The 23,919-nt window shown below is 65.1% G+C and carries 23 protein-coding genes; 12 read left to right on the top strand and 11 right to left on the bottom strand.

Going from position 1 to position 23,919, the window contains the following annotated elements; genetic code table 11:
- Positions 1-116 precede the first annotated feature (116 nt).
- Positions 117-3,305 carry a CHAT domain-containing tetratricopeptide repeat protein gene (locus tag AC1RR3_RS08785; RefSeq protein ID WP_492821381.1) on the top strand — a complete coding sequence of 1,063 codons (3,189 nt, stop codon included), beginning with the start codon at positions 117-119 and terminating at the stop codon, positions 3,303-3,305.
- Positions 3,306-3,366: 61 nt separating this feature from the next.
- Entirely contained in the window at positions 3,367-4,629 is a 1,263-nt protein-coding gene (locus AC1RR3_RS08780) for a hypothetical protein (RefSeq protein ID WP_492821379.1), read from the top strand.
- Positions 4,630-4,631: 2 nt separating this feature from the next.
- Here AC1RR3_RS08780 and AC1RR3_RS08775 read toward each other — a convergent pair whose 3' ends face one another.
- Positions 4,632-5,414, bottom strand: coding sequence for a L,D-transpeptidase (locus AC1RR3_RS08775; RefSeq protein ID WP_492821377.1), 783 nt, complete (start codon positions 5,412-5,414; stop codon positions 4,632-4,634).
- A gap of 303 nt (positions 5,415-5,717) precedes the next feature.
- Here AC1RR3_RS08775 and AC1RR3_RS08770 point away from each other — a divergent pair, with 303 nt between their 5' ends.
- Positions 5,718-6,041, top strand: a complete 324-nt coding sequence (locus AC1RR3_RS08770; protein ID WP_492821375.1) for a hypothetical protein — start codon at positions 5,718-5,720, stop codon at positions 6,039-6,041.
- Positions 6,042-6,093: 52 nt separating this feature from the next.
- Here the strand turns inward: AC1RR3_RS08770 and AC1RR3_RS08765 are convergent, their stop codons facing one another.
- Positions 6,094-6,855, bottom strand: a complete 762-nt coding sequence (locus AC1RR3_RS08765; protein ID WP_492821373.1) for an ABC transporter permease — start codon at positions 6,853-6,855, stop codon at positions 6,094-6,096.
- Positions 6,852-7,775: an ABC transporter ATP-binding protein gene (locus AC1RR3_RS08760; protein ID WP_492821371.1), complete on the bottom strand. Its 924-nt coding sequence runs from the start codon at positions 7,773-7,775 to the stop codon at positions 6,852-6,854. Before AC1RR3_RS08760 ends, AC1RR3_RS08765 begins: the two co-directional genes overlap by 4 nt.
- 290 nt (positions 7,776-8,065) lie before the next feature.
- On the opposite strand from AC1RR3_RS08760, the gene AC1RR3_RS08755 reads away from it, so the two are divergent.
- Positions 8,066-8,788 carry a hypothetical protein gene (locus tag AC1RR3_RS08755; RefSeq protein ID WP_492821369.1) on the top strand — a complete coding sequence of 241 codons (723 nt, stop codon included), beginning with the start codon at positions 8,066-8,068 and terminating at the stop codon, positions 8,786-8,788.
- 411 nt (positions 8,789-9,199) lie between these two features.
- The gene (locus AC1RR3_RS08750; RefSeq protein ID WP_492821367.1) at positions 9,200-10,189 is read left to right on the top strand and encodes a zinc-binding metallopeptidase family protein; all 990 of its coding nucleotides are present in this window, start codon (positions 9,200-9,202) and stop codon (positions 10,187-10,189) included.
- Between the two features lie 21 nt (positions 10,190-10,210).
- Here AC1RR3_RS08750 and AC1RR3_RS08745 read toward each other — a convergent pair whose 3' ends face one another.
- On the bottom strand, positions 10,211-11,062 hold the full coding sequence (locus AC1RR3_RS08745; RefSeq protein ID WP_492821365.1) for an alpha/beta fold hydrolase: 852 nt from the start codon (positions 11,060-11,062) through the stop codon (positions 10,211-10,213).
- A gap of 132 nt (positions 11,063-11,194) precedes the next feature.
- Between AC1RR3_RS08745 and AC1RR3_RS08740 the strand changes: the two genes are divergently transcribed.
- The gene (locus AC1RR3_RS08740) at positions 11,195-11,812 is read left to right on the top strand and encodes a CGNR zinc finger domain-containing protein (protein WP_492821363.1); all 618 of its coding nucleotides are present in this window, start codon (positions 11,195-11,197) and stop codon (positions 11,810-11,812) included.
- 35 nt (positions 11,813-11,847) lie between these two features.
- On the opposite strand, the gene AC1RR3_RS08735 is transcribed toward AC1RR3_RS08740, so the two are convergent.
- On the bottom strand, positions 11,848-12,525 hold the full coding sequence (locus AC1RR3_RS08735; RefSeq protein ID WP_492821361.1) for a TetR/AcrR family transcriptional regulator: 678 nt from the start codon (positions 12,523-12,525) through the stop codon (positions 11,848-11,850).
- 171 nt (positions 12,526-12,696) lie between these two features.
- Here AC1RR3_RS08735 and AC1RR3_RS08730 point away from each other — a divergent pair, with 171 nt between their 5' ends.
- From AC1RR3_RS08730 to AC1RR3_RS08715, 4 genes are all read left to right on the top strand, one after another.
- On the top strand, positions 12,697-13,554 hold the full coding sequence (locus AC1RR3_RS08730) for a DUF3313 domain-containing protein (protein ID WP_492821450.1): 858 nt from the start codon (positions 12,697-12,699) through the stop codon (positions 13,552-13,554).
- A 120-nt stretch (positions 13,555-13,674) separates the two neighbouring features.
- The gene (locus AC1RR3_RS08725) at positions 13,675-13,863 is read left to right on the top strand and encodes a hypothetical protein (protein WP_492821359.1); all 189 of its coding nucleotides are present in this window, start codon (positions 13,675-13,677) and stop codon (positions 13,861-13,863) included.
- Entirely contained in the window at positions 13,860-14,225 is a 366-nt protein-coding gene (locus tag AC1RR3_RS08720) for a hypothetical protein (RefSeq protein ID WP_492821357.1), read from the top strand. Before AC1RR3_RS08725 ends, AC1RR3_RS08720 begins: the two co-directional genes overlap by 4 nt.
- A 139-nt stretch (positions 14,226-14,364) precedes the next feature.
- The gene (locus AC1RR3_RS08715) at positions 14,365-15,303 is read left to right on the top strand and encodes a LysM peptidoglycan-binding domain-containing protein (RefSeq protein WP_492821355.1); all 939 of its coding nucleotides are present in this window, start codon (positions 14,365-14,367) and stop codon (positions 15,301-15,303) included.
- Positions 15,304-15,449: 146 nt separating this feature from the next.
- On the opposite strand, the gene AC1RR3_RS08710 is transcribed toward AC1RR3_RS08715, so the two are convergent.
- Both AC1RR3_RS08710 and AC1RR3_RS08705 read right to left on the bottom strand, forming a co-directional pair.
- A complete protein-coding gene (locus AC1RR3_RS08710) occupies positions 15,450-16,523 on the bottom strand; it encodes a tartrate dehydrogenase (protein ID WP_492821353.1) in 1,074 nt (357 codons plus the stop codon).
- Positions 16,524-16,544: 21 nt separating this feature from the next.
- Positions 16,545-17,843 carry an MFS transporter gene (locus tag AC1RR3_RS08705; protein WP_492821351.1) on the bottom strand — a complete coding sequence of 433 codons (1,299 nt, stop codon included), beginning with the start codon at positions 17,841-17,843 and terminating at the stop codon, positions 16,545-16,547.
- A 158-nt stretch (positions 17,844-18,001) separates the two neighbouring features.
- On the opposite strand from AC1RR3_RS08705, the gene AC1RR3_RS08700 reads away from it, so the two are divergent.
- Together AC1RR3_RS08700 and AC1RR3_RS08695 are read left to right on the top strand one after the other, a co-directional pair.
- Positions 18,002-18,919, top strand: a complete 918-nt coding sequence (locus AC1RR3_RS08700) for a LysR family transcriptional regulator (RefSeq protein WP_492821349.1) — start codon at positions 18,002-18,004, stop codon at positions 18,917-18,919.
- A 38-nt stretch (positions 18,920-18,957) separates the two neighbouring features.
- Positions 18,958-19,782, top strand: coding sequence for an aspartate dehydrogenase (locus AC1RR3_RS08695; protein WP_492821347.1), 825 nt, complete (start codon positions 18,958-18,960; stop codon positions 19,780-19,782).
- 187 nt (positions 19,783-19,969) lie between these two features.
- Here AC1RR3_RS08695 and AC1RR3_RS08690 read toward each other — a convergent pair whose 3' ends face one another.
- From AC1RR3_RS08690 to AC1RR3_RS08675, 4 genes are all read right to left on the bottom strand, one after another.
- On the bottom strand, positions 19,970-21,274 hold the full coding sequence (locus tag AC1RR3_RS08690; protein WP_492821345.1) for a PQQ-dependent sugar dehydrogenase: 1,305 nt from the start codon (positions 21,272-21,274) through the stop codon (positions 19,970-19,972).
- Positions 21,275-21,607: 333 nt separating this feature from the next.
- Entirely contained in the window at positions 21,608-22,234 is a 627-nt protein-coding gene (locus AC1RR3_RS08685) for a methyltransferase family protein (RefSeq protein ID WP_492821343.1), read from the bottom strand.
- A 28-nt stretch (positions 22,235-22,262) separates the two neighbouring features.
- Positions 22,263-23,294, bottom strand: a complete 1,032-nt coding sequence (locus AC1RR3_RS08680) for an NAD-dependent epimerase/dehydratase family protein (RefSeq protein WP_492821341.1) — start codon at positions 23,292-23,294, stop codon at positions 22,263-22,265.
- A 29-nt stretch (positions 23,295-23,323) separates the two neighbouring features.
- A complete protein-coding gene (locus tag AC1RR3_RS08675; RefSeq protein WP_492821339.1) occupies positions 23,324-23,860 on the bottom strand; it encodes an Mpo1 family 2-hydroxy fatty acid dioxygenase in 537 nt (178 codons plus the stop codon).
- Positions 23,861-23,919 lie beyond the last annotated feature (59 nt).

The raw sequence follows: 23,919 nt of genomic DNA, 5'->3' as shown, positions 1-23,919 counted from the left end.
GTCGCTCGGCTGCTCAATTCATGCACAAGCCGGCGCTATCTCCAACTGTCGACAGGGCCAATGGCTGCCCGTATCCTCCCGAAATTGCCTTTCGATGCGCGTGACGGGGTTTTCGCATGAGCCGCGCCCGCTTGTTTGCCGCATTTTTCCTTCTGGTCCTGCTGTCCGGGCCGGCCTCCGCCCAGCGCGGCAATGATTTTGATTCGCTGCTGGCGCAGATGAATGCGGCCACGCAAACCGGGCGCTGGGCCGACGGGCTCGCCGCCGCCCAGAAGCTCGAAAACCTGGTGCGCCGCCGGCAGGGCGCCGACACCATGAACTATGCCGGCGTGCTGCACAACGAGGGCATGTTCCTGCACAATCTCGGCCGCTACCCTGAAGCCATCGACAAGCTGAATGCGGCGCTCGCCATCAAGCTGCGCAACAACGACGTCGCCTCGACGCTACGCACCTCGCACATCCTGGTCGGATCGCTCGGCATGCTCGACCGCCGCGCCGATGCGACCAATGTGGCCGAACGCGCGCTCGCGCTGGGCACAAGCGCTTTCGGCGCCAATGACGTGCGCCTCGCGGACACGCTGGCCGCGCTCGGCGGCCTCGCGCGTGACAAGGAGAATTTCAAGGAAGCGACCGGCTATTTCGAACGGGCGCTCGGCGCACTGCAAGCCGCCAATGCGCCGCCCTCCGACGTTGCCTCGGCGATGGACAGTCTCGGCGACGTCTACGGCCTGCTCGGTCGGTTCGACGACGGCGAGCGGCTGCTGACGCAGGGGCTCGATTTGCTCGACCGCAGCTTTGGCAGAGGCGCCGAGGCCGCGCCGAACTACGACAAGATGCTCAACGATCTCGGCAACCTCTATTCGGACGCGGGCCGCCTGACGGAAGCCGAGGCGGCGATGCGGCGCTCGCTCGCGATCACCCGGATGCGCAATGGGGAAGCGCATCCGAACACCGCGGCGGCCATCGGCAATCTCGCAACTGTGCTCGAGCATGAGGCGCGCTATGCCGAGGCGGAAAAGCTCTACCAGCAGGCACTTCAGGCCTATGAGCGGATCTACGGTCCCAACCATCCGACCACCGCGATCGGGCTGAACAATCTCGCCAATGCCTATTCCGCCCAGGGCAGGAACGAGGCGGCCGCAGGCCTTCAGGAACGTGTGCTCGTGATCTACGAGAAGGCCTTTGGCCCTGACAGCCCCGATGTCGGCCGCGCCCTGAACAATCTCGCCAACAGCTATGCCAGCCTCGGCCGCAACGATCAGGCGCTCGGTCTCTACCGCCGCTCTCTGGCCGTGATCGAGCGCAAGTTCGGCGAAGGCAGCGGCCCGAGCGCGCTGGCGATCGGCTCGCTGGGACAGTCCCTGATGGACGCCGGCCAGTTGGATGAGGCCAGGCAATATCTCGTCCGATGCCTCGAGATCGACGAGCGCATGCTCGGTGGCAAACATCCGCAGCTCGTCAAGGATCTGCGCGCCGTCGCGCTGCTCGATCTCAAGAGCGGCAATGTGGCGGACGCGCGCAGCCGGCTCGACCGCGCGCTGGCGATTGCGCTGGACAGGCTCGGTCCGCGCCATCAGGACACCATTGCAACCCTGATCAACCTCGCCGACGTCGATCGCCGCGAAGGCAAATGGCCGGACGCCCTGGCGCGGCTGCGGTTGGCATCCGCCACGCTCAACGCGCAGCGGAATACGCAATTCACCCGCTTCACCGAGCTCGATCCCTGGCTGATCGAGGCGATCTGGCGCGTCACGGATGGCAAGCCCGACGACGCGGCAAAGGACGAGGCTTTTGGCGCCGTGCAACGCGCGCACGAGACCAGCGCGGGCGCCGCGCTGGCGCAGATGGCGGCGCGGTTCGGTGCCGGCAATGACGCGATCGCAGGGTTGGTGCGACGGCAGCAGGACCTGAAGGTGAGCCTGGAGACTCTCGACAAGCGCGTGACGTCCGAACTCGGACAGGCGGACGGCAGGCGTAACGACGCACTGATCGCCAGCCTGCGTGCGCAGGCGGCGCAGACGCACAAATTGCTCGATGACATCACGGCGCAGCTCGACCGCAACTTTCCCGCTTACGCCGATCTGTCCAACCCGCAGCCGCTGTCGATGGCACAAACGCAGGGCCTGTTGAAACCGGACGAGGCGCTGGTGACGTTCATCGCGCTCAGCGACAAGACCTACGCCTTTGCCGTGACGCGCGAGACGAGTGCGCTACGCCAGATCGCATTCGGCAACCGCGAGATAAGCGACCGTGTCGCACATCTGCGGCAGGGGCTCACTGATCCGGAGGCCGCCAAGGCGTCGTTCGACCTCGATGCGTCTTTCGAGCTCTACGCCGCGCTGTTCGGACCGATCTCCGCAGATATCGCCGGCAAGCCGAAACTGCTGATCGTCCCGGTCGGCGCGCTCACCAGCCTGCCGTTTCATGTGCTGGTGACGCAGAAGCGGGACGCTGTGTCCGCCGATCGTTACCAGCAGGCCGCGTGGCTGCTCAACGAGCGCGCGATTACGGTGCTGCCGTCGGTGCCGAGCCTGCGCGCGCTGCGGAGCTTTGCCAAGGACTCGCGGGCGCAAAAGCCGTTCATCGGGTTCGGCGATCCCGTGTTGCAGCGCTCGCCGGGTGACAAGCGCACGGGGCGCAACGTGCAGCCGTACCAGAGCTACTATGACGGCTCCGCCGTTGACCTCGATCGGCTGCGCGCCGGCCTGCCGGCGTTGCCGGAGACGGCAGGCGAGCTCCGGGCCGTGGCGCGCGCGCTCGGCGCTTCGCCGCAGGACGACGTCAAGCTCGGCCCGGCGGCAACCGTGACCAGTGTGAGCGCCTTGCCGCTCGATCAATACCGCGTCGTCGATTTCGCCACCCACGGCCTTGTCGCCGGCGAGGTCAATGGCCTCAGTGAGCCGGCGCTGGTGCTGACGCTGCCGAACCGGCCGACCAGCGACGACGACGGTTTGCTCACCGCCAGCCGCATCGCAAAACTCAAGCTCGATGCGGACTGGGCGGTGCTCTCCGCCTGCAACACCGCGGCCGGCGACAAGCCCGGTGCGGAGGGTCTCTCAGGCCTTGCGCGCGCATTCTTCTATGCCGGCGCACGGGCGCTGCTGGTCTCGCACTGGCCGGTCGATTCCGATGCGGCCGTGCGCCTGACCACGGGGGCGTTCTCGGAACTCACAGCGCATCCCGGCGTCGGCCGCGCCGAGGCATTGCGGCGGTCGATGAAGGCCTTGATCGCGGACCGGTCCTCGCCGCGCAACGCCGATCCCGCGGTGTGGGCGCCGTTCGTGCTGGTCGGCGAGGGCGGTTGACGGCAGCCGCGAAGGAGCGAAACTGATCCGCAAAAGAAGATCGGTTCCGGGAGCGATTCACATGCGGCATGTCTTCATCGCAATAATGGCGGTTCTCATGGTCGGACAGGCGGCAGCCAAGGATGTGCTTTCGGGGGCGAGCCTCTATGAAGATGTGAAGCGCTATGCCTCCTTCGGTCTGCACCGCTTCGGCTCGCCTGGCGATCGTGCGACGGCGGACTGGATCGCCGGCGAAATGAAGCAGGCCGGGTTCGAGGTCAGTTTCCAGCCCGTCGTGCTCGGGCGGCAATATGTCGTCGAGCGGGCCAGCGCCGAGGCTGATGGCACGAGGATCGAGGCGACGCCGTTCTGGTGGCCGCCGGAGGACAAGGCCAGCTTCCATCTCGCCGCGCCGCTCGCGCGCGATGGCGATGTCACCGGCAAGGTCCTTTTGCTCGATCTGCCGTTCGATCGCGGCGCCTATCTGGGGCCGACCCACCGTGCGGCGATCACGGAAGCCGCGGCAAGGAAGCCGGCGGCCATCCTGCTGACGATCGGTAATCCCGCCGACGATCGCTTCGCCTATAACGTCACCCAGGAGGATGCGCCCTGGCCGGTGCCGGTGATCGTGGTCGGTGCGGCATCGCGAGCGGTATTCGAGCGCGCGCTTGCCTCAGGCGCGCCGGTTACCTTCGACGTCAATGGCCACTACGAGCGCGATGTTGCCGGCCGCAACGTCATCGCCGAGATCGGGGCCGGCCACGGGCCGACCGTCGTTGTCTCCACGCCGATGACCGGCTGGTACTCCTGCGTCTGCGAGCGCGGTCCCGGCATCGCCAATTTCCTCGCACTGGCGCGCACCGTCGCTGCGGAAAAATGGCCGGCGCACTTTGTCTTCATCGCCACCGCCGGGCACGAGATCGGCCATGGCGGCATGGAGCTGTTTTTGAAGCACGGCGCGCCAGCGCCGAAGGACACGCTGGCATGGATTCATTTCGGGTCGTCGAACGCCTGCTATGCCTTTGCGGAAGGCGCCCGCACCGAGCGCCCCGAGCAAGAGCGTTATCTCGTGCTGAGCAAATCCGCAGTCGCGCTGACCGACGAGGCCTTTGCAAAAGTCGAAGCCAAACGCCTGGTGACGGAGAAGCAGGCGGTCGGTGAGCTGCGCGACGTGCATGCGGCGGGCTACGCCAATTTTCTCGGCATGGCCGGGCGCCATCGCACGTTCCACACGCCCTCGGACGATCTCGGCGCGACCGGGCCCGAGATCCTCGAGCCGGTCGCCCGTGCCTTCGTCGATGCTGCGCGAAAGATCGTTGAACGCGGCAACGCCGCGTTCCGGTAGCGTCAGTTCTGATAGTAATAGCCGCGCGGCTGGTAATACTGCCGGGGCTGGGGCTGATAGTAGGTGCCCTGCTGGCCATAGCCCTGATTGTAATATTGCTGCGGCTGCTGTTGATAGACCTGCGCGTCATAGAGCGGGCGGCTGGCCGAACGCGGTGCGGGATAGCGCGCGCCGGCGTCGCTGCCGTCGGCCGGATAGATGTAATTGTCGTCCTGCGGCATGTAGCGGCGGGCCGGCTGCGCCGGCGGCGCGAGATTCACGGGATCGCCCGATGTGGCGTACTGCTCTTCGGCGGGTTGCGGAGCGCGGGCGACCGCGGTGGGGTTGCGGCCACGCGGATTGCGCGCCAGCGCTACCTGCGCCGAGCCGGTCAGCGTCACCGTGGTGTTGAGCACGCCCTGCTGCTGCACCAGCGCATAGAGCGTCGAGGCGTTCTGCCGCGACAGCCGCACGCAGCCGTGCGACGCCGGTGAGCCGAGGCGGCCGACCGAGTCGGTGCCGTGGATGGCGTGCCCGACCTTGGTGAAGAAGATCGCGTGCGGCATCGGCGCGTCGTCGAATTCCTTGGAGTAGTGGTCCTCTTCCATGCGGAAGGTGCGGAACGCGCCGTTCGGCGTTTCGCGCGAGGGGATGCCTGTCGACACCGGCCAGTGATAGCGCGCGACGCCGTCGACGGCGACGGTCATCTGCTGATTGTCCTTGTCGACGGTGATCTCGACCTTGGCTTGCGCGGTGCCCGCGCTCAAAAGCATCAGGGATGTGAAAGCAATAAAAAACGAACGCATCTGACTTCTGGCCTCCGGCCTGTTCGCGCAAGCGCCGCGGCTCTCCGTCCCCCGGCGTGCACTATGCCCGCAATCCGGCTTTCGTTCCCGCGGCCCGCCTGCCCATCGTTAACGCTACGCCGGGCGTAAGCAAGGTCGCTTTGTGCCGCGCCGCCCGTGGCGATGCTGACATTTTCGCGAGCGGATCCGTTCATGTTGGCGCCAATTTGTCATGAAGACGCAACCAATTGGCCGCATCGGCGTTGAGACGGAGCCCACCTTTGCCAGCGGCTTTCGCCGCGGGCTCACCCCTTAGGAAACGTGATGAACAAAGCTCATGTCGCCGCCGCGTCGTTGCCGTCGGGCTTGCCTTGCCGCTTGCTCCTTGCAGGTGCCGCTATCGTTCTGACCCTGACGTGCCTGCCGCATCCTGGTCATGCCCAAGGCATCGTGCGCGGCGCTCAGGATGGTGCCTATGAAGGTAACCGTATCGCCGGACCGGTGGGCGGCGCGGTCGGAGGTGTCGTCGGGGCCGGCGTTGGCGGAGCCGTAGGTGCCGTGGATGGCATCCTCGGCATTCCCTATCACGGCCATCGCCGCTGCCGCGGATATTACGACGGCTATAATCGCTTCCACTGTTACCGGTGAACCGACTGTCGTTACTCCAGGCGCGCGACTTCGTCGCGCCCTGGAATGCAGCTCAATTCTTCAGCCGGTACCCGGTGCGGAAAATCCACCAGATCGCGGCGAGGCAGATCACCAGGAACGCCGTCGTCATACCGATGCTGACGGCGACGCTGACATCGGCGATCTCGTAAAAGCTCCAGCGAAAGCCCGAGATCAGATAGACGACCGGGTTGAGCAGCGCCACCGTGCGCCACGTCGGCGGCAGCATGTCGATGGAATAGAAGCTGCCGCCGAGGAAGGTCAGCGGCGTCACCACCAGCATCGGGATCATCTGCAGCTTCTCGAAGCCGTCGGCCCAGATGCCGATGATGAAGCCGAACAGGCTGAAGGTCACCGCCGTCAGCACCAGGAAGGTCAGCATCCAGACCGGATGGTGGATGTGCAACGGAACGAACAGCCCGGCGGTCGCCAGGATGATCAGGCCCAGAATGATCGACTTGGTCGCGGCGGCGCCGACATAGCCCAGCACGATCTCGACGTATGAGATCGGCGCCGACAGGATCTCGTAGATCGTGCCGGTGAATTTCGGGAAGTAGATGCCGAACGAGGCGTTGGCGATGCTCTGCGTCAGCACCGAGAGCATGATCAGGCCCGGCACGATGAAGGTGCCGTAGCTGACGCCCTCGACCTGGCTGATGCGCGAGCCGATGGCGGCACCGAATACCACGAAATAGAGCGACGTCGAAACCACGGGCGAGACGATGCTTTGCAGCAGCGTGCGCCAGGTGCGCGCCATTTCGAACAGATAGATGGCGCGGACAGCGCGATAGTTCATGACGTCCTCACGAGGTCGACGAAGATGTCCTCGAGCGACGATTGGGTCGTGTCGAGATCGTTGAAGCGGATGCCGGCATTGCGGAGGTCGCTCAGCAGGCTGGTGATGCCGGTGCGCTCGCCCTTGGTGTCGTAGTCGTAGACCAGCGTCGCGCCGGAATCGCAGAGGTCGAGCTCGTAATGGGCAAGACTCTCGGGCAGCACGGAGATCTTGCCCTGCAAGTGCAGCGTCAGCCGCTTCTTGCCGAGCTTCTGCATCAAGGTCGCCTTGTCCTCGACCAGCACGATCTCGCCCTTGTTGATGACGCCGATGCGGTCGGCCATCTCCTCGGCTTCCTCGATGTAGTGCGTGGTGAGGATGATGGTGACGCCGGACTGCTGAAGCGTGCGCACCACTTCCCACATGCCCTTGCGCAGCTCGACATCGACGCCGGCGGTCGGCTCGTCCAGGAACAGGATCTGCGGCTCGTGCGACAGCGCTTTCGCAATCATCACGCGGCGCTTCATGCCGCCGGAGAGCGTGATGATCTTGTTGTCCTTCTTGTCCCACAGCGAGAGGTCCTTGAGGACCTTCTCGATATGCGCCGGGTTCTTCGGCTTGCCGAACAGGCCGCGGGAGAAGCTTACGGTCGCCCACACGCTCTCGAAGGCGTCGGTGTGGAGTTCCTGCGGGACGAGGCCGATCAGCGAGCGTGCCTTGCGGTAGGAAGTCTGGATGTCGTCGCCGCCGACGAGGACCTTGCCCTCGCTCGGATTGGCGATGCCGCAGATGATCGAGATCAGCGTGGTCTTGCCGGCGCCGTTGGGGCCGAGCAGCGCAAAGATCTCGCCGCGCTTGATGTCGAGATTGACGTTCTTGAGCGCCTTGAAGCCGGACCCATAGGTCTTCGACAGATTGGCGACGGAAATGATGGAAGACATGATGGCCGCAGGGCTGGGGGCAAGACTGGGGAAGGGGGAGGCTGGAACCGGCCCGGGCGGGGCAGGTCAGCGGAGCCCTGAGATAGGAAGGCCCTTGCCCGGTCGCAATTGGCCGGAGAAAAATGGCCTCAAAACAGGCCCTTCGGTGGCAGGTTTCGGGCAAGTGTTGCGCTATGGCCACGGGCTGCTGCTAAGATTGTCGCTCACGCGGCTCTTTGTTGCGTCTGCGAGCAGGCCATGGCTACGATTCCGGCCAATCGCAAAGCGTATTGTCCCCAGGGAAAAGATCGATGAGACCGAACGGCCGTCACACCGCCGGCGCCAGCCAATTGCCCGCCCTCCGTGTGTGGGCGATCTGCCTGCTCCTGCTGTCAGCTGTTGCCATCAGCCCGACCACCGCCAAGGCGGCGCCGAGCCAGGCTGCGGCTGCGACCACGCATGTCTACCTGCTCCGCGGCGTGCTCAACATCTTCTCGCTCGGTCTCGACACGATCGGCTCCCGCCTCCAGGCGCAGGGCGTCCCGGTGACCGTCGCGAACTTCGTGTCCTGGTCCTCGCTCGCCGATGAGGCCGCGGCCAACTACAAGGCTGGTCGAGTCAGGACCATCGTCCTGGTCGGGCATTCCTCCGGCGCGACCGCGCTGCCGGACATGATCGCCAAGCTCAATCAGCTCGGCGTGCCCGTGAAGCTGGCGATCGGCCTCGATTCCGTGTTCAAGACCAAGCTTTCGACCGGCGCCGAGCGCTACATCAACATCTATATCGGCGATGGCCCCGGCGAGCCGGTGCGGGCCGCGGCCGGCCTGCGCGGCAAGCTCGACAATGTCGACGTACGCGGCACCGGTGTCGGACATATCTCGATCGACAAGAACGAGGCGATCCAGCGCCGCGTCATCGGCGAGATCGACGCCGCGATCATGCGCTCGCGCGCTCCGGCGCCCGTCGCAGAACCCGGCGCACCCGCCGCACCGCGGCAGGCGCGCTCCGCGGCGGCAACGGCGCCCCGGAACTGAAGTTTCCTGCCAGAAACGAGCTGACCTCGTCATGCCGCCGTCGACTTGATTGTCGTCGGCGGCATTGTCCTGTCTGGGCACTGAAAGCGCTTCGCAAGGGCTCCTCGGGCGAGCCGAGCGGAACCCGGCGTTCAATCGGGTGTTGTTGCACCATGGCCCAGAAACGCAATGCCGGTCCGATGTCAGTTCAGCCCGAACGCACCTGGGCAGCGCGGCCTGTTGGCGGGAATGCGCCCGCCGTGAAGCCGCGCTTGCGATCGAACCATTTGAGCGCGAAGCGAGCTGGCATGTTAAGACAGCAGGCACTCCGGATGCAGCGTGCGTTGCTCGCCGGCAGGAACGACGGCGGCAAGAGCCCTTTGAAGTGATGAGCCGGTCTTGCGGCGTGCCGTCCGTTTGGGGCCAGAACACGTGAAGATATTTCAGTGCCCGTCATGCCTTCAGCCTGTCGCGTTCGAGCACGTCGCGTGCGCGAATTGTGGCACCCAGCTGGTGTTCGATCCTTCGTGCATCAACCTGACGAAACTCGCGCTCAATCAGTCCTGCCGCAATCGCGAGATCATCGGTTGCAACTGGTGTGTCGAGGGTGCGGACTGGTACTGCGCCTCCTGTCGCCTCACGCGGACCATCCCGCATCTTGGCAGCACCAGGAACGTCATGCTTTGGCGGCGGGTGGAGGAGGCCAAGCGCCGTCTTCTCTACGATCTCCGTCGGCTGGGGCTTCCGCTCGTATCCCGCAGCGGTGACCGTGTGGTGTTCGACATTCTCTCCGACGAGATCAATCCGATCCTGACGGGGCATCTTTCGGGCGTGATCACGCTCAATCTCGCAGAAGCCGACGATGTCGAGCGCGAGGCCCGCCGCGTCGCGTTCCGGGAGCCGTACCGCACCCTGCTCGGGCATTTCCGGCACGAGATTGGACACTTCTACTGGGACCTGCTGGTCAACGGCACGGCATTCCAGGCGCCGTTCAAGCTGATCTTCGGCGACGAGACGCAGGATTATCAGGCCGCGATCAGCGGCTACTATGGACGCACCGATCGTTCATTCGACCGGAGCGGCTTCATCAGCGAATACGCGACGTCCCATCCCTGGGAGGATTGGGCGGAAACGTTCGCGCATTTTCTCCACATCCTGTCGACACTCGACTCGCTCGCAGGCCTGCCGCTGTCGCTGGACGAGCGCGCACGGCAGACCCTGGTGGACCCCTATCTGGAGAGCGACTTCGAGGCGCTGCTGGCGTTGTGGACCCCGCTCTCCCGCGGCCTCAACGAGCTCAACCGGTCGCTCGGGATGAGCGACGCCTATCCGTTCGACATTTCGCCGGCGGTGAAGGGCAAGCTGCACCTCGTGCACATGGCGATCAGCGCATTCCGCGAGCAGCAAAAGCTGGCGGCGTAACGTCGCAAAGAACAGCTTCCGTTACGTCAGGAAGCCGCGAATGGCATCCGCGATCTCGCTGGCATGCGTCTCCAATGCGAAATGACCAGTGTCGAAGAACTGCACCACGGCATTGGGATTGTCGCGCTTGAAGGCCTCGGCGCCAGGCGGGATGAAGAACGGATCGTTCTTGCCCCAGGCTGCGAGGAATGGCGGCTTGTGCGTGCGGAAATATTCCTGGAAGGCGGGATAGAGCGCGACGTTGCTCTTGTAGTCGCCGAACAGGTCGAGCTGTACGTCGTCCGAGCCGGGGCGCGCGAGATAGAATTTGTCGAGGTTCTGGCCGTCCGGCGACACGGTCGTCGGATCGGAGACGCCATGGGTGTACTGCCAGCGCGTCGCCTCCGGCGTGAGGAAAGCGCGCAGCGCCTCGCGATTGGCGGGCGAGGGGTCCTGCCAATAGGCCTTGATCGGAGTCCAGCCGTCGCTGAGGCCGTCCTCATAGGCGTTGCCGTTCTGCGAGATGATGGCCGTGATGCGCTCGGGATGACGCAACGCAAGCCGGAAGCCGGTCGGCGCGCCATAGTCGAACACGTAGACCGCGAAGCGATCGAAGCCGATCACTTCGGTGAAGCGATCGATCACCTTTGCGACGTTGTCGAAGGTGTAGCTGAAGGTCTCGCGCGAGGGCATGTCGGACTGGCCGAAGCCCGGCAGGTCAGGCGCCACGATATGAAACCTGTCGGCGAGCAGTGGGATCAGGTCGCGGAACATGTGGCCGGCGCTCGGGAAGCCGTGCAGCAGCAGGAGCTTCGGCGCACCGGCGGGACCGGCCTCGCGATAGAACACCTTGAAGCCGTCGACGTCTGCAGTGCGGTAGGTGGTCTGGGTCATGGCCGTCTCCGTTGCCGGTAGTAACCTTTTAAATGCTATTATGGAGGTTACTTGCGGATGTCGTAACTTGTCAATGGCCATTTTAGAGGTTACTTAGGTCCGGCATCTCTCTGACCGGTCAGGGACCAGTTCATGAACAGACCGCCCGCCATGTTCATCGCCGACTCGCTCGGCCTCGACTTCCTCAACTCGGTGGCGACGCCGGTCGAAACGCCCGTCGACTGGATCGACGATGGCGACGGTCTGATCGACTGGCTCGCCCAGGCGAAGCTGGTGCCGGCGGACGAGTTGGAGGTGCTGAAGGCGCGCGCAATGCCAAGCGAGTGGGACAGGGTCGCGAGTGAGGCACGCGCCTTGCGCGAATGGTTCAGGGGCTTCGTGCGCAAGCATGCGGGCCGGCCGCTCACGGCGGCGGCTCTCAAAGAACTGGGTCCGTTGAACGGCCTGTTGGAACGCGACGAGACCTTCAGCCGGATCGAATCCGGACACGGCGATGGCGGCGCTCTGTCACTGCGCAGGAAGCGGCGCTGGCGATCGCCCGAGGCCTTGCTGCTGCCGGTCGGCGAAGCGATGGCGAAGTTTGTCTGCGAGGAAGACTTCACCGACGTGAAGGCGTGCGAAGGCCATCATTGCACCATGCTGTTCGCCGACCATACTCGCAGGCGTGCGCGGCGGTGGTGCATCATGGCAGTCTGCGGCAATCGCGCCAAGCAGGCGGCGCATCGCAGTCGGCTCAAGAGCAGGCAGTAATCGACGAGATCCCGCTGCTTCAGCAAGCGGACGCTCTATCGCTTCCTGACCAGTTTGAGCTGACGAGCAGTGCTTTGAGGGCGCGGCTTGCTCGCCGTGCTCTGCGCTTCAGGCGGCCTCAGGAAGCGGACGAGCATTGTCCTCAGATGCTCCACGCTCTTCCCGATATCCAGCTTGGGATCGCGGATTGGCATGGCGCGGGATCCGTCGATGAGGGCGATCAGGATGTTCGCCGTTGCGTCCGGATCGAGGCCGGCATCAACCCGTCCCTGGTTTTGTGCCTGGCGCAGGAAGTCGCTCCACATGCGCCGGACTGCCGCGGTGTGCCGTTCGATGACCTTGGCGAATTCGGGATTGCGGGCGGCCTCCGCGAGGCCGTCCAGGTTGAGGATTTGAGCGGGACGAAACCGCAGACTGGTTTCCTCGATGTCGGCGAGCAGCGCCTCGACCACGTCGGGGGCGGCGAGAATCTTTTCGAACCGCGCAGCCGTACGAGCGAGACCCATGTCGATCAACGTCTCGATGATCGCCACCTTGCTCGGAAAGTAGTGATAGAGGTGCCCCGGACTGATCCCGGCCTCGGTGCAGATGTCCGTCGTGCTGGCGCCACGGAAGCCGTCCCGGGTGAAGCAGCGAAGCGCCGCGCCGAGAATCTCGCCGCGCTTCTGCTCATGCTTGACGGGGTCGACTTTCCTCAAACCGGACATCTCCATTCACACTCGCCCCGTTTAGCACGACGATTCGCCACGAGAAAATCAAAATTAGAGAGTTCCATCTATTTATGTTGACGAACGTTGCGGGGCGTGACAGTGATTATTAGAGTAATCTCTCTAATAATGCGCCGATGCGGGAATGGGACCATGCGCTTTCCACGGACGGCCCTGATGAGCGTCGCGCTGGCTCTCGGTGGGTGCGCGGCCGCGCCGCTCGAACGCGCCGGTTCGCTTCGAAGCTACGACCGGATGTCTGACGCGAACGGGCTGGTGACGCGATCGCAGATCCGGGTGAACAAGAAGGATGTGCTGGCCGCGAAGACGATCCGGATCGCATCGACTGTCTTTCCCGCGCGCGCCGACGTCCCCTTGAATGAAAAGGAGCGGCGCCTGGTCGCGAACGCGATCAGCCGCGAGCTGTGCCTCCGCCTGAGCGAGCGTTTCCGCATCGTGTCTGCCGATGATGACGCTGACCTCACGGTGCAGGCGACGGTGACGCATGCCACGCCGACCAATCCGACCGCCTCCGGCGCGTCGAAAGCGCTGTCGATTGCCAAGACCGTTGTCCTTCCCGCCGTGCCCGTCCCGGTGCCGCGGCTTCCGGTCGGGCTCGGCGGTCTGTCGGTCGAAGCGGAAGCGCGCGACTTCGCGGGGTTTCAGAAAGCGGCGATGGTGTGGGCGCGCAACGCCAACTCCATCTCGAATTCTGCGCGGGTCGCCAACGAAGGCGATGCCTACGATCTCGCCGCTGATTTCGGTGCGGACTTCGCCAAGCTGGTCACCACAGGAGAGTCGCCGTTCGGCGGCATGCCTGCGCTGCCTCCGATGGACAGCATTCCCGTGCGGTTTGGTGGTGCGCCCAAATATGTCGCCTGCGAGGCGTTCGGACGGTTTCCCGGCATCACCGGCTTCGCAGGGCAGGGGCTCGGCCTGCCGCCGGCCTGGACGGATTCCGGCGCCAAGGAAAGTCCGACCAACAATCCGGCACCGGCGCCCCAGGTGACTTCAGAGCCGGCGCTCACGCAATGATCCGGCAATGATCCGGATGCATTGCCTGTTGCGCCCGACTTCAACAACTTTTCGTAGCCGACCAGAGTAGAGGACATGACCCGAGGAACAATTCGCCCCCTGCGCCAAAGTGCAGCGCGCGTGAGCGCGAGCAGCATTCCGCTCTTTACCGCTGACGAAGCGTGGAGCCGGACGAACGCGGATCGGCGTGCAGCCGGCGAGACGGACGACCAGGACTCGATGCTCGAGCCCGGCTTCTGGATGACGGCCCTGGTCGCGTTCCTGCCCACGGTCGCGGGCTGCCTCTATCTCTTCCTGACCCAGGGATGAGGCGCGTATCGAGCGCGGCGGCCCTGTCCGCCGTCCTGACGCTGCTGCTGGCGGGGTGTGCGTCGAGCGCGAATCTGCCTCCTGTCTATCAGCCCTCGCGTCCGCCGGCCTCTAAGGCGGTGCAGGAGGGCGTCAGGAAAGCAGCCGCCGAGGCCAAGCTGACCGGCGGACTCGAGACATCAGCCGTCCGCCATGCCGACCATGGTCCGGGATCGTATTTCGTCTGCCTGAGGCAGCGCGAGCCGTCAGCCGGCAAGCGTCCCGTCTATTCGGTCTTTTTCGATGATGATACCTACAAGGGGATCCAGACTTCGGTGATTCTCGAGGCCTGCGAAGCCGAGCCATGGGTTCCGTTCAATTGATGATGCTTGGGCGGTCAGAATGAGCACCCGGGGCTGCGGGTGTTGCGGGCCTGGTTCCGTGCCCCAAAAACCACCCAATCGGCGGTCACTAAGCGCCTTGGCGGAGGCCTTTGCCTCCCGCGGTGGGACTGCTGGACTGATGATTGATTTGAGGCGGTTAGTCGTGCTGGCAGCGGCCGCGCTGCTCGCTCTGGGCACCGGCATGGCCGTTGCCTCACCGGCCAAACCGAAGCGCGCGGCGACCGCAACCGCTGCGCCGCCGCCACCCGCCCCGCCCGCCGAGCCGCTGCCGCCGCCAAAAATCTACCTGTTCCGCGGCGCCATGGGGCCGATCTTCTCGACCGGCATGGACCGGCTCGGCGAGAAGCTGACGAAGGCCGGCTTCTCGGCCGACGTCAACGAATTCACCATCTGCCGTTGGATCGGCGATCGTGCCATCTCCAGCTACAAGGAGAGCCCGGCGCCGATCGTGCTGATCGGCCACTCGATGGGCGGGCTGTGTTCGGTCATCATCTCCGAGATGGCGGCCAAGGAGAACATCCCGATCAGCCTCGTCATCGCCATCGATCCGGCGCATGCGACCGACGACGTGCCGCTCAATGTCGAGCGTTTCATCAACATCTTCCTCTCCGACAGCGTGCTCGGCGGCGGCGACGTCGTGGCTGTGCCCGGCTTTCGCGGCCATTATGCGAGCTACGACCTGAAGGAAAACAGCCGCGTCTCGCACATCAACATCGAGAAGTCGGACGACATCCATCGCCAGATCGTCGAGATGGTGACGCAGCTTCCCCGCATCCCCCCGCAGACCCAGGCCGACGCCGTGCCGCTGCGCTATCGCGTGCCCGGGGATACGCTGGTGGAATTGTGGGACAGCGGCGTGCGACTGCCGGTCCGCCGCGGTGACACCATGGAGAGCATCGCCGCAGCCAATCGCGTGCCGCTCTGGTCGCTCGCACAGAGCAATTCGCTTGCAGAGAACGCGCAGCTGACGCCGGGCCAAACCATCATCGTCCCGCGTCATCTGACGCCGCCGGAGCCTGCCGCCGCGATGGCGGCGCCGCCGCCTGGGAGGAAGTAGTTGTTCTTCGCCTCTCCCCGCGTGCGGGGAGAGGCCGGCGCGCGAAAGCGCGGCGGGTGAGCGGGACTCTCCACGAGTCCGTCTGTTACCGATTTTGTGGAAGCAGCCCCTCACCCCGACCCGTAAGAACGGGGAGAGGGAGAGAACTACACATTCGACCCGTGGATCGCGTCGATCACTGCGTCGGTCACCTCTTTCGTCGTCGCCTTGCCGCCGACATCAGGCGTCAGCACGCCGGCGGCGCAGACGCGCTCGACGGCCGTCATCAGCCGCACGGCCGCGTCCTTCTCACCGAGATGCTCGAGCATCTGCGCGCCGGTCCAGAACGTTGCGACCGGGTTGGCGATGCCCTTGCCGGTGATGTCGAAGGCCGAGCCGTGGATCGGCTCGAACATCGAGGGGAAGCGGCGCTGCGGATCGATGTTGCCGGTCGGCGCGACGCCAAGGCTGCCCGCCAGCGCGCCGGCGAGGTCGGAGAGGATGTCGGCGTGCAGGTTGGTCGCAACGATGGTGTCGAGGCTCTTCGGATGCAGCGTCATGCGCACGGTCATGGCGTCGACCAGCATCTTGTCCCAGGTCACGTCGGGGAATTCGGTCGCGACTTCGGCTGCGATCTCGTCCCACATCACCATGCCGTGGCGCTGCGCGTTCGACTTGGTCACGACGGTCAGGAATTTGCGCGGCCGCGACTGCGCGAGCTGGAATGCGTAGCGCATGATGCGGGTCACGCCGACGCGGGTGAACACCGCAACCTCGGTGCCGACCTCTTCCGGCAGGCCCCTGTGTGCGCGGCCGCCCATGCCGGCATATTCGCCTTCCGAATTCTCGCGCACGATCACCCAGTCGAGATCGCCGACCCCGACATTGCGCAGCGGCGAGGCAACGCCCGGCAGGATTTTTGTCGGCCGCACATTGGCGTATTGGTCAAAGCCCTGGCAGATCGGCAGGCGCAGGCCCCACAGCGTGATGTGATCGGGCACATCAGGCGCGCCGACCGCGCCGAAATAGATCGCGTCGAACTTCTTCAGTTCAGCCAGACCATCGGCCGGCATCATCACGCCGTGCTTCTTGTAATAGTCCGAGCCCCAGTCGAACGTCTTGATGGTGAAGGCGAGGTCGCCACTGCGTTTGGCCAGTGCTTCCAGCACGCGGACGCCGGCCGAGATCACCTCGGGGCCGATGCCGTCGGCGGGAATGGCTGCGATCGAATGGGTGCGCATGAAGATGCTCCGTTTGGGATGTTAGCGGGATTGCGGGACGGGTTCGACGGGCGCGGTCTGCGCGCGCGACAATAGCAGGGTCAGGACCGCCGAGAGAATGAGCAGGCCGCTGACGAAATAGAGTCCGCCGACGAAGCTGCCGGTCTGGTCCTTGATCCAGCCGATCATGGCGGGGCCGACGAAGCCGCCGAGATTGCCGATCGAGTTGATGGTGGCGATGCCGGCCGCCGCGGCAGGACCGGATAGGAACAGCGTCGGCATGCTCCAGAGCGGCGGTTTTGCCGAGGAGATGCCGATGTTCACGAGCGCGAGCGCGACCAACACGGCGACGACGCCGCTCGCGAGCCCGGCATAGGCGAGGCCTACGGCGGCGATCAGGCAGGCCCACACCACATGCCAGGTACGCTCGCCGGTGCGGTCCGAATGCCGCGCCCACAGGATCATGGCGATGACGGCGGCGGTCGCCGGCAATGCGTTGAGGAAGCCGACCTGGAGCGAAGACAGGCCGAACTGCTTGATGATCTGCGGCGCCCAGACGCCGAGCGTGTAGAGCCCGGCCGAGGTGCCGAAATAGATCAGCGACAGCGCCAGCACGCGCGGATCGGCGAGCCCGCGCCAGATGCTGTGGCTCGCCGTCGCGGCCTTGCTGGTGGTCTCCACGTTCATGGTCTCGATCAGCCAGCGGCGCTCGTCATCGGCGAGCCATTTCGCCTTCTCGGGACGATCAGTCAGGAAGCCGAGCACGACGAAGCCGAGCAGCACCGCCGGCACCGCTTCCAGCACGAACAGCCATTGCCAGCCCTTGAAGCCGAGTAGTCCGTCCATCTCCAGCAGCGCGCCCGAGATCGGCGAGCCCAGCACGGTCGAGAGTGGTGCTGCCGCCATGAACAGCGCGGTGACAGCGGCGCGCTGGCGCGCCGGGAACCAGTAGGAGAGATAGAGGATAATGCCGGGAAAGAAGCCGGCTTCGGCAACACCGAGCAGGAAGCGCAGGATGTAGAAGCTGGTCGGCCCTTGCACGAACGCCATCGTCGCCGAGACGATGCCCCAGGTGATCATCACCCGCGCGATCCAGATCCGCGCGCCGATCTTGTGCAGGATGATGTTGGAGGGCACCTCGAACAGGAAATAGCCCCAGAAGAAGATGCCGGCGCCGAAGCCGTAGACCGCGGGCGACAGGCCGATGTCCTTGTTCATCGTCAGCGAGGCAAAGCCGATATTGACGCGGTCGATGAAGGCCACGAAGTACAGCAGCATGATGAAGGGAACGATGCGCCAGGTGATCTTGCGCAGCACGCGCGTCTGAATCTCGCTCGTCATCCTGGCCTCCCTCAAGTTCTGGTTTGTTGTTGTGAGACGGACCCATGGGGGTCCATGCAGGTCACGAGCCTAGGCGGGGGAGGCGCAGGGACTCAATTGGCGCTGGTTTATACAAAAAAATGATATAATCCTTGCCGGGGGAGACGAGAGGACCTGGGATGGAATTGCATCAGCTCAGATGCTTCGTGGCGGCAGCCGAGCAGTTGCATTTCGGCCATGCGGCGCAGCAGCTCCAGATGCTGCCCTCCGCCCTCGGCCGGCAGATCAGGCTGCTGGAGGAGGATCTGGGCACGCGGCTGTTCGCGCGGACGACGCGCGCCGTCTCGCTCACGGAAGACGGCGCGACACTGCTGCGCGACGCCCGTGCGATCCTCGCCAAGGTCGAGGCGGTCGAGAACAATTTGCGCAACCGCTCGCGTGCGGGCGCTGCCCGGCGGCTGCGGGTCGGCGCCATCGACAGCGCCGCGGCGGGATTATTGCCACCGCTGTTGCGCGATTTCCGCGACAAGCATCCTGAGATCGCGGTGCAGCTGCTCGAGGACAAGACCGTTCGGCTGCTGCCCAAAATCCTCACTGGCGCGCTCGATCTCGCCTTTGTCCGTCCGCCCGACAGTGCCGACAAGCGGCTCGAATTCCGCGATCTGCTCCAGGAGACCGCCATCGTCGCATTTCCGCAGCGGCATGCGCTCGCCGAGCGCAAGTCGGTCACGCTGGCGCAGATCTCCGACGAGGCGATGCTGGTGCCGGACCGCCGCTCGCGGCCGCACAGCCACGACCTCACCATCAAACTGTTCGAGCAGGCCGGTCTGACGCCGCGCATCGTGCAGGTCGCCGACGAGAAGCAGACCATCATCCATCTGGTGGCAACGAAGCTTGGGGTCGCGATCGTGCCTCGCTGGACCACGCGAATGGCGGTGACCGGCGTCCGCTTCGTGCCGCTGCGGCCGAAACAAATCGGCCCGGTCGGCCGGCTGCCGCTTGCGGCCGCCTGGCTGCGCGGCTCGCGCGATCCGGCCCGCGATGCCATGCTGGCAGTGCTGGCGGCGCGCCTGCGCAGCTATGCGCGAGAGGCGTGAGCAGCTATGACATTGGCCTGGACAGAAGGTGGAAGGTGATGACGGATCAGAAAGCTTCGAGCGAATTGCGGGTGGCCATCGCGGGCCTGGGCTCGATCGGCACCAAGATCGCGACCGCGCTCGATCAGGGCATCGAAGGGCTGGTGCTGTCGGCCGTGGCCGTGCGCGATCCCGCCAAGCATCAGGCGTTTCTGGGCGGCCTGCGCCGTCCGCCATCCGTGCTGCCGATCGACCAGCTCGGCGAGGCCGCCGACATCGTGGTCGAATGCGCGCCGAGCAGCCAGCTGCGGGCGATCGTCGAGCCGGCGGTGAAGCGTGGCAAGGCCGCGGTCGTGGTCAGCGTCGGCGGCCTGCTCGACAATTTTGATCTGGTCGATCTCGCGCGGGCCAATGGCGGCCGCATCATCGTGCCGACCGGTGCGCTGATCGGGCTCGACGCCGTCAACGCCGCGGCCATCGGCACCATTCACTCCGTTAAAATGGTGACGCGCAAGCCAATCGACGGCCTGAAGGGCGCGCCGTTCATCGTCGAGAACAAGATCGACATCGACAATCTGCGCGAGCCTCTGAAACTGTTCGAGGGCAGCGCGCGCGAAGCGGCGAAGGGCTTTCCGGCCAATCTCAACGTCGCGGTGGCGCTGTCGCTCGCGGGCATCGGGCCGGACCGCACGCAGGTGCAGATCTGGGCCGACCCGACCGTGACCCGCAACGTTCACCGCATCGAGGTCGAGGCGGATTCGGCGCGCTTCTCGATGTCGATCGAGAACATTCCGTCCGAAAATCCCAAGACGGGGTTGATCACCGCACTGTCCGTGATCGCACTGCTCCGCAAGCAGCGCGCCACGCTCTGCGTCGGGACGTGATTTCTTGGCCGAGGCGACGGTGCGCTCCCTCTCCCGCCTGCGGGAGAGGGCAGGGGAGAGGGTGTCTCGACAACGAAGAGCCTCCCAGAGGTGAGAACCCTCTCCCGGCGCTTCGCGCCGACCTCTCCCGCAAGCGGGAGAGGTGACCGCCGATGCCGCAATCGACTCGACCTCAACTCGCTTGGCCCTAAGCCCCCGTCACGCGCCAGATCACGTTGCCGACGTCGTCGGCCATCAGCAGCGACTTCTTGTCGGGGCCGATCACGACGCCGACCGGGCGGCCGTAGGATTCCTTCTCGTCCGGGGACAGGAAGCCCGACAGGATGTCGCGACCGGGGCCGGAGGGTTTTCCGTTCTCGAACGGGATGAACACCAGCTTGTAGCCGGACAGCGTGCTGCGATTCCACGAGCCGTGCTGGCCGATCACCATGCCGTCGGGGAAACCGGGCAGGGTGCCCGCGGGCATCCAGCACAGGCCGAGCGAGGCGGTGTGGCCGCCAAGCGCGTAGTCCGGGGTGAGCGCCTTGGCGACCATCGCAGCATCCTGCGGCACGCGGTCGTCCACCGTCTTGCCCCAATAGCAATAGGGCCAGCCATAGAAGCCGCCGTCGCGCACCGAGGTGAGATAATCCGGCGGCGTCTCGTCGCCGAGGCCGTCGCGCTCATTGACGACGGTCCACAGCACGTTGGTGTTCGGCTCCCAGGCAAGGCCGACGGGATTGCGCAGGCCCGCACCAAAAATGCGATGCGTGCCGGCGACGAGATCGAGTTCGTAAACGGCTGCGCGGCCTTCCTCGACCTCCATGCCCATCTCGGCGATGTTGCTGAGCGAGCCGACGCCGGCGTAGAGCTTCCTGCCGTCGGGGCTTGCGAGCAGGCTGCGCGTCCAGTGACCGCTCGGCTTGAAATTGGTGAGCCGCTTGCCCGGCGCGGTGATGCGGTCGGCATTGGCGACATAAGGAAAGGCCATCACGCCGTCGGTGTTGCCGACGTAAAAAGTGTCGCCGACCAGCGCCATGCCGAACGGCTGGCTGAGATTTTCCATGAAGGCGCCACGGACTTCGGCGACACCGTCGCCGTCCTTGTCGCGCAGCAGCGTGATGCGGTTGGCGGAAACGCCGAGCGCTGCGGCGCGCCGCATCGTCGCCTGCATCGCGTAGTGAAACACGCTGCGCGGCGCGCCCGCAATTTGCGTCGCTTCCGCGATCAGCACGTCGCCATTGGGCAGCACCTCGATCCAGCGCGGATGGTCGAGCCCGGTCGCGAACGCATTGACCTTGAGCCCAGGTGCGGTGGTCGGCTTGTGGCCCTCGCTCCAGCCGCGCGCAGTCGGCATCTTCAGCGTCGGGATCGCGCCTTGCGGCTTGGCTTCGGGAATGGCGGGGGTCTGGCCCCAGGCGGGCGCGAACTCGGTGCCCGTCATTTTGCGCCATTGCAGCGCGATGCCGCCGATGAACGCGACGAACTGCGCGAAGATACTGGAAAAATTCATGAGAAGCCCCTGTCGAACCCTGAAGGCACAGTCAGACGCCGGATCGCCCAAGCCCCGCGCGGGCCAAGGCCTAGTATTCCTGCCTGATCGTCGACCTCTCCAGATCCACGATGAAATGTCGACGTGCCTCGTTGCGCGCGCATCCAACTGGCTGGCGGCAAAAAGGTCAACCGCCGGGGAACGCGATGGACGTCTATTCCCGCGGAATGGCAGCCGATCAAATTTGCATGGAGAGGGGGCGATCTCGGTTTCTGGCTAACCGCTCCAGGCGCACCTCAGGATGGCGGGACTGGTCGCAGTGCTTGCGGAGAAAGCGGAAGGCGCGGCCCGCCTTTACCGCGGCGACAAAAACGGAATGATCATCGGCACGCGGCGGCAATAGGCGCCATACGCGTCCTCGCCGAGCTCCTTCGACAGGAACACTTCTTCCATCCGGCCCTTCTGCCACATGCCGAGCGAGATCAGGATGGCGCCGAGGATCGTCGTCACCAGGCCGATCGCAACGCCGGTCACCAGCATGCCGAAGATCAGCCCGGTGTAGATCGGGTGGCGCACGATGCCATAGGGGCCGGTGTCGATGACGCGGTGATCTTCCTTGTGGGTGATGGTATTGGACCAGAACTTTCCGAGATGCAGCCGGCCCCACCAGGCGAAGGCGATGCCGGCGATCGAGAGGATGGCGGCAACGGCGATGCCGGTGTTGCCGAGCACCCAGAGCGGCTTCCAGCCCAGGATCTCCGCAATCCAAGGCGTGTACAGGATGCCGCCGACCAGGATCGGCAGGCGATAGCGCTGCGACTCCAGCGTCATGACCTGCTTCTTGGTCCGCCCCTGCCAGAACGAGGCGCCCACCCAGCTGGCGAGAAAAGCGACCCAGATCAGGGCCAGGAGCTCAGTCGGCCAGGTCGTGGTCCAGCCGCCCCAGGCGACAGAGAGAAGCTTGCTGAAATCGAAGGACATGAAGGTTCTTTGCGTTTGGGCGGCGGCTTCAGCTCGCGCGCGAGGACAGCGCGTGGTGCTCGATGGCGCCGGAGGGCCGCTGGCCGTTGCGGGCGAGCAGGTGGGTGATGGTCTCGCGCAGCACGGGCTCGATCGGGCGCGGCGAATAGCCGAGCTCGTTACGCGCTTTGCCGATCGAAAGGTCGCTCGCGGCCAGCGCAATGCGCACGCCCTCGGCGGTGCCGTTGGGCGGCCGGCGCGTGAAGTTGTCGGACAGATATTCGAGCATGATGCCGGAGAGCTCGGCGATCCGGCCGGGCACGACGACCGGGAACTGCCGGCGGCCACTCATCGCCGACATCATCCGCAGGATCTGGCCGAGCCGGACGCAGTCGCCGCCGAGGATGTAGCGCTGGCCGATGCGGCCGCGCTCCATGGTCAGCACGAGGCCCATCGCGACGTCGCGGACATCGACGAGATTGACCAGGAAGTTGAGATGCGGCTGCACCTTCTTCTGGAGGAAGTACCAGAGCATCGCGGTCGGCGGCGTCAGATTGTGGTCGGCAGCGCCGATCGGCATGGTCGGCGTGCCGATCACGAGCGGAAAGCCGCTGGCCGCAGCCTTCGCCGCAAAATGCTCAGCGAGCGACTTCGACCGCGTATAGGCGCCGGGCATGGCGTCGGCCGGCTGCAGCGCCTCCTCGGCCGGAATGCCGTTGAGGTCGGTATAGGGGAACAGGATCGATTCCGTCGAGCAGTGCAGAAAGCGCGACACGCCACGCTTCATCGCGGCGGCGAGCACGATTTCGGTGCCGCGGCAATTGACGTCGTGAAAGTCCTGCTTGTTGGCGACCCACATGCCGGGCAGGCCGGCGAGGTGATAGACCTGATCGACGCCGGCCAGCGCGGCATCGACCGCGGCGCCGTCCAGCACCGAGCCATGAACATATTCGACGTCGGCGTTGGCCGCGGCCGGTGCCCGGACATCGAGCACGCGCACGCGCTGCCCACGGGTGCGGAGCGCTTCGACGAGATGATGTCCGATGAAACCGCTGCCACCGGTAACCAGTACGAGAGCCATGAAGAAGGTTTGCTGTTTCGCTTCTGGAGCTATCGGGTTGAAAGGGAGTTGGTCGGAACAGGCGCCAGAATCGCGGCAAGGTCGCGACGGAAGCCCAATGCAATGAACAATTTCGCCATGACAAACATCGGTCCAAGCAGGAAATGCGCGGGATGGTCCACCATCGAAGGCTGCCGTTCCTCGAAAACCCTGTGGCCGACGATCTGTGCGGCGACGCCAAATCCGATCAGCACCGCAAAAATCGACCACATCATGACGATCGAGACCTGATTGCCGATTGTGGTTGCGACCGAAAGCAGCACGATCATCGCCGCGAGGATGCCGAGGCCGATCCCGGCGTCCAGCATCAGCCAGTAGGCCAGCACGGGCAGGGCCAAAATCACCGCCAGGCTCACCTCGACCCCGAAGACGGAGAAATGCACGAGGGTCAGCGGCAGCACGGCGCCGGTGAAGAGCAGGAGGATACCGATAACGTGCATCGCGCAGTTCCAGGGATCGCGATGATATTCGACGTAATCGGCCAGTTGGCGTTGAAAATAGCCAGCCATCTCAGTCTCGTGCAGCATTGGGGGCGGAAGGACGAACAGAGCCTATAGCACCGGATAGGGCAGTGCACAAACCGGTG

It is taken from the genome of Bradyrhizobium sp. GW821-FHT13H05 (assembly GCF_058804065.1).
The sequence above is the reverse complement of the archived record's forward strand: the minus strand, read 5'-3'. Positions and strand labels throughout refer to the sequence as shown.

Coding starts and splice junctions, on each gene's coding strand:
- AC1RR3_RS08785 (WP_492821381.1), top strand. CDS start 117: ATGAGCCGCGCCCGCTTGTTTGCCGCATTTTTCCTTCTGGTCCTGCTG.
- AC1RR3_RS08780 (WP_492821379.1), top strand. CDS start 3,367: ATGCGGCATGTCTTCATCGCAATAATGGCGGTTCTCATGGTCGGACAG.
- AC1RR3_RS08775 (WP_492821377.1), bottom strand. CDS start 5,414: ATGCGTTCGTTTTTTATTGCTTTCACATCCCTGATGCTTTTGAGCGCG.
- AC1RR3_RS08770 (WP_492821375.1), top strand. CDS start 5,718: ATGAACAAAGCTCATGTCGCCGCCGCGTCGTTGCCGTCGGGCTTGCCT.
- AC1RR3_RS08765 (WP_492821373.1), bottom strand. CDS start 6,855: ATGAACTATCGCGCTGTCCGCGCCATCTATCTGTTCGAAATGGCGCGC.
- AC1RR3_RS08760 (WP_492821371.1), bottom strand. CDS start 7,775: ATGTCTTCCATCATTTCCGTCGCCAATCTGTCGAAGACCTATGGGTCC.
- AC1RR3_RS08755 (WP_492821369.1), top strand. CDS start 8,066: ATGAGACCGAACGGCCGTCACACCGCCGGCGCCAGCCAATTGCCCGCC.
- AC1RR3_RS08745 (WP_492821365.1), bottom strand. CDS start 11,062: ATGACCCAGACCACCTACCGCACTGCAGACGTCGACGGCTTCAAGGTG.
- AC1RR3_RS08740 (WP_492821363.1), top strand. CDS start 11,195: ATGAACAGACCGCCCGCCATGTTCATCGCCGACTCGCTCGGCCTCGAC.
- AC1RR3_RS08735 (WP_492821361.1), bottom strand. CDS start 12,525: ATGGAGATGTCCGGTTTGAGGAAAGTCGACCCCGTCAAGCATGAGCAG.
- AC1RR3_RS08730 (WP_492821450.1), top strand. CDS start 12,697: ATGAGCGTCGCGCTGGCTCTCGGTGGGTGCGCGGCCGCGCCGCTCGAA.
- AC1RR3_RS08720 (WP_492821357.1), top strand. CDS start 13,860: ATGAGGCGCGTATCGAGCGCGGCGGCCCTGTCCGCCGTCCTGACGCTG.
- AC1RR3_RS08715 (WP_492821355.1), top strand. CDS start 14,365: ATGATTGATTTGAGGCGGTTAGTCGTGCTGGCAGCGGCCGCGCTGCTC.
- AC1RR3_RS08710 (WP_492821353.1), bottom strand. CDS start 16,523: ATGCGCACCCATTCGATCGCAGCCATTCCCGCCGACGGCATCGGCCCC.
- AC1RR3_RS08705 (WP_492821351.1), bottom strand. CDS start 17,843: ATGACGAGCGAGATTCAGACGCGCGTGCTGCGCAAGATCACCTGGCGC.
- AC1RR3_RS08700 (WP_492821349.1), top strand. CDS start 18,002: ATGGAATTGCATCAGCTCAGATGCTTCGTGGCGGCAGCCGAGCAGTTG.
- AC1RR3_RS08695 (WP_492821347.1), top strand. CDS start 18,958: ATGACGGATCAGAAAGCTTCGAGCGAATTGCGGGTGGCCATCGCGGGC.
- AC1RR3_RS08690 (WP_492821345.1), bottom strand. CDS start 21,274: ATGAATTTTTCCAGTATCTTCGCGCAGTTCGTCGCGTTCATCGGCGGC.
- AC1RR3_RS08685 (WP_492821343.1), bottom strand. CDS start 22,234: ATGTCCTTCGATTTCAGCAAGCTTCTCTCTGTCGCCTGGGGCGGCTGG.
- AC1RR3_RS08680 (WP_492821341.1), bottom strand. CDS start 23,294: ATGGCTCTCGTACTGGTTACCGGTGGCAGCGGTTTCATCGGACATCAT.
- AC1RR3_RS08675 (WP_492821339.1), bottom strand. CDS start 23,860: ATGCTGCACGAGACTGAGATGGCTGGCTATTTTCAACGCCAACTGGCC.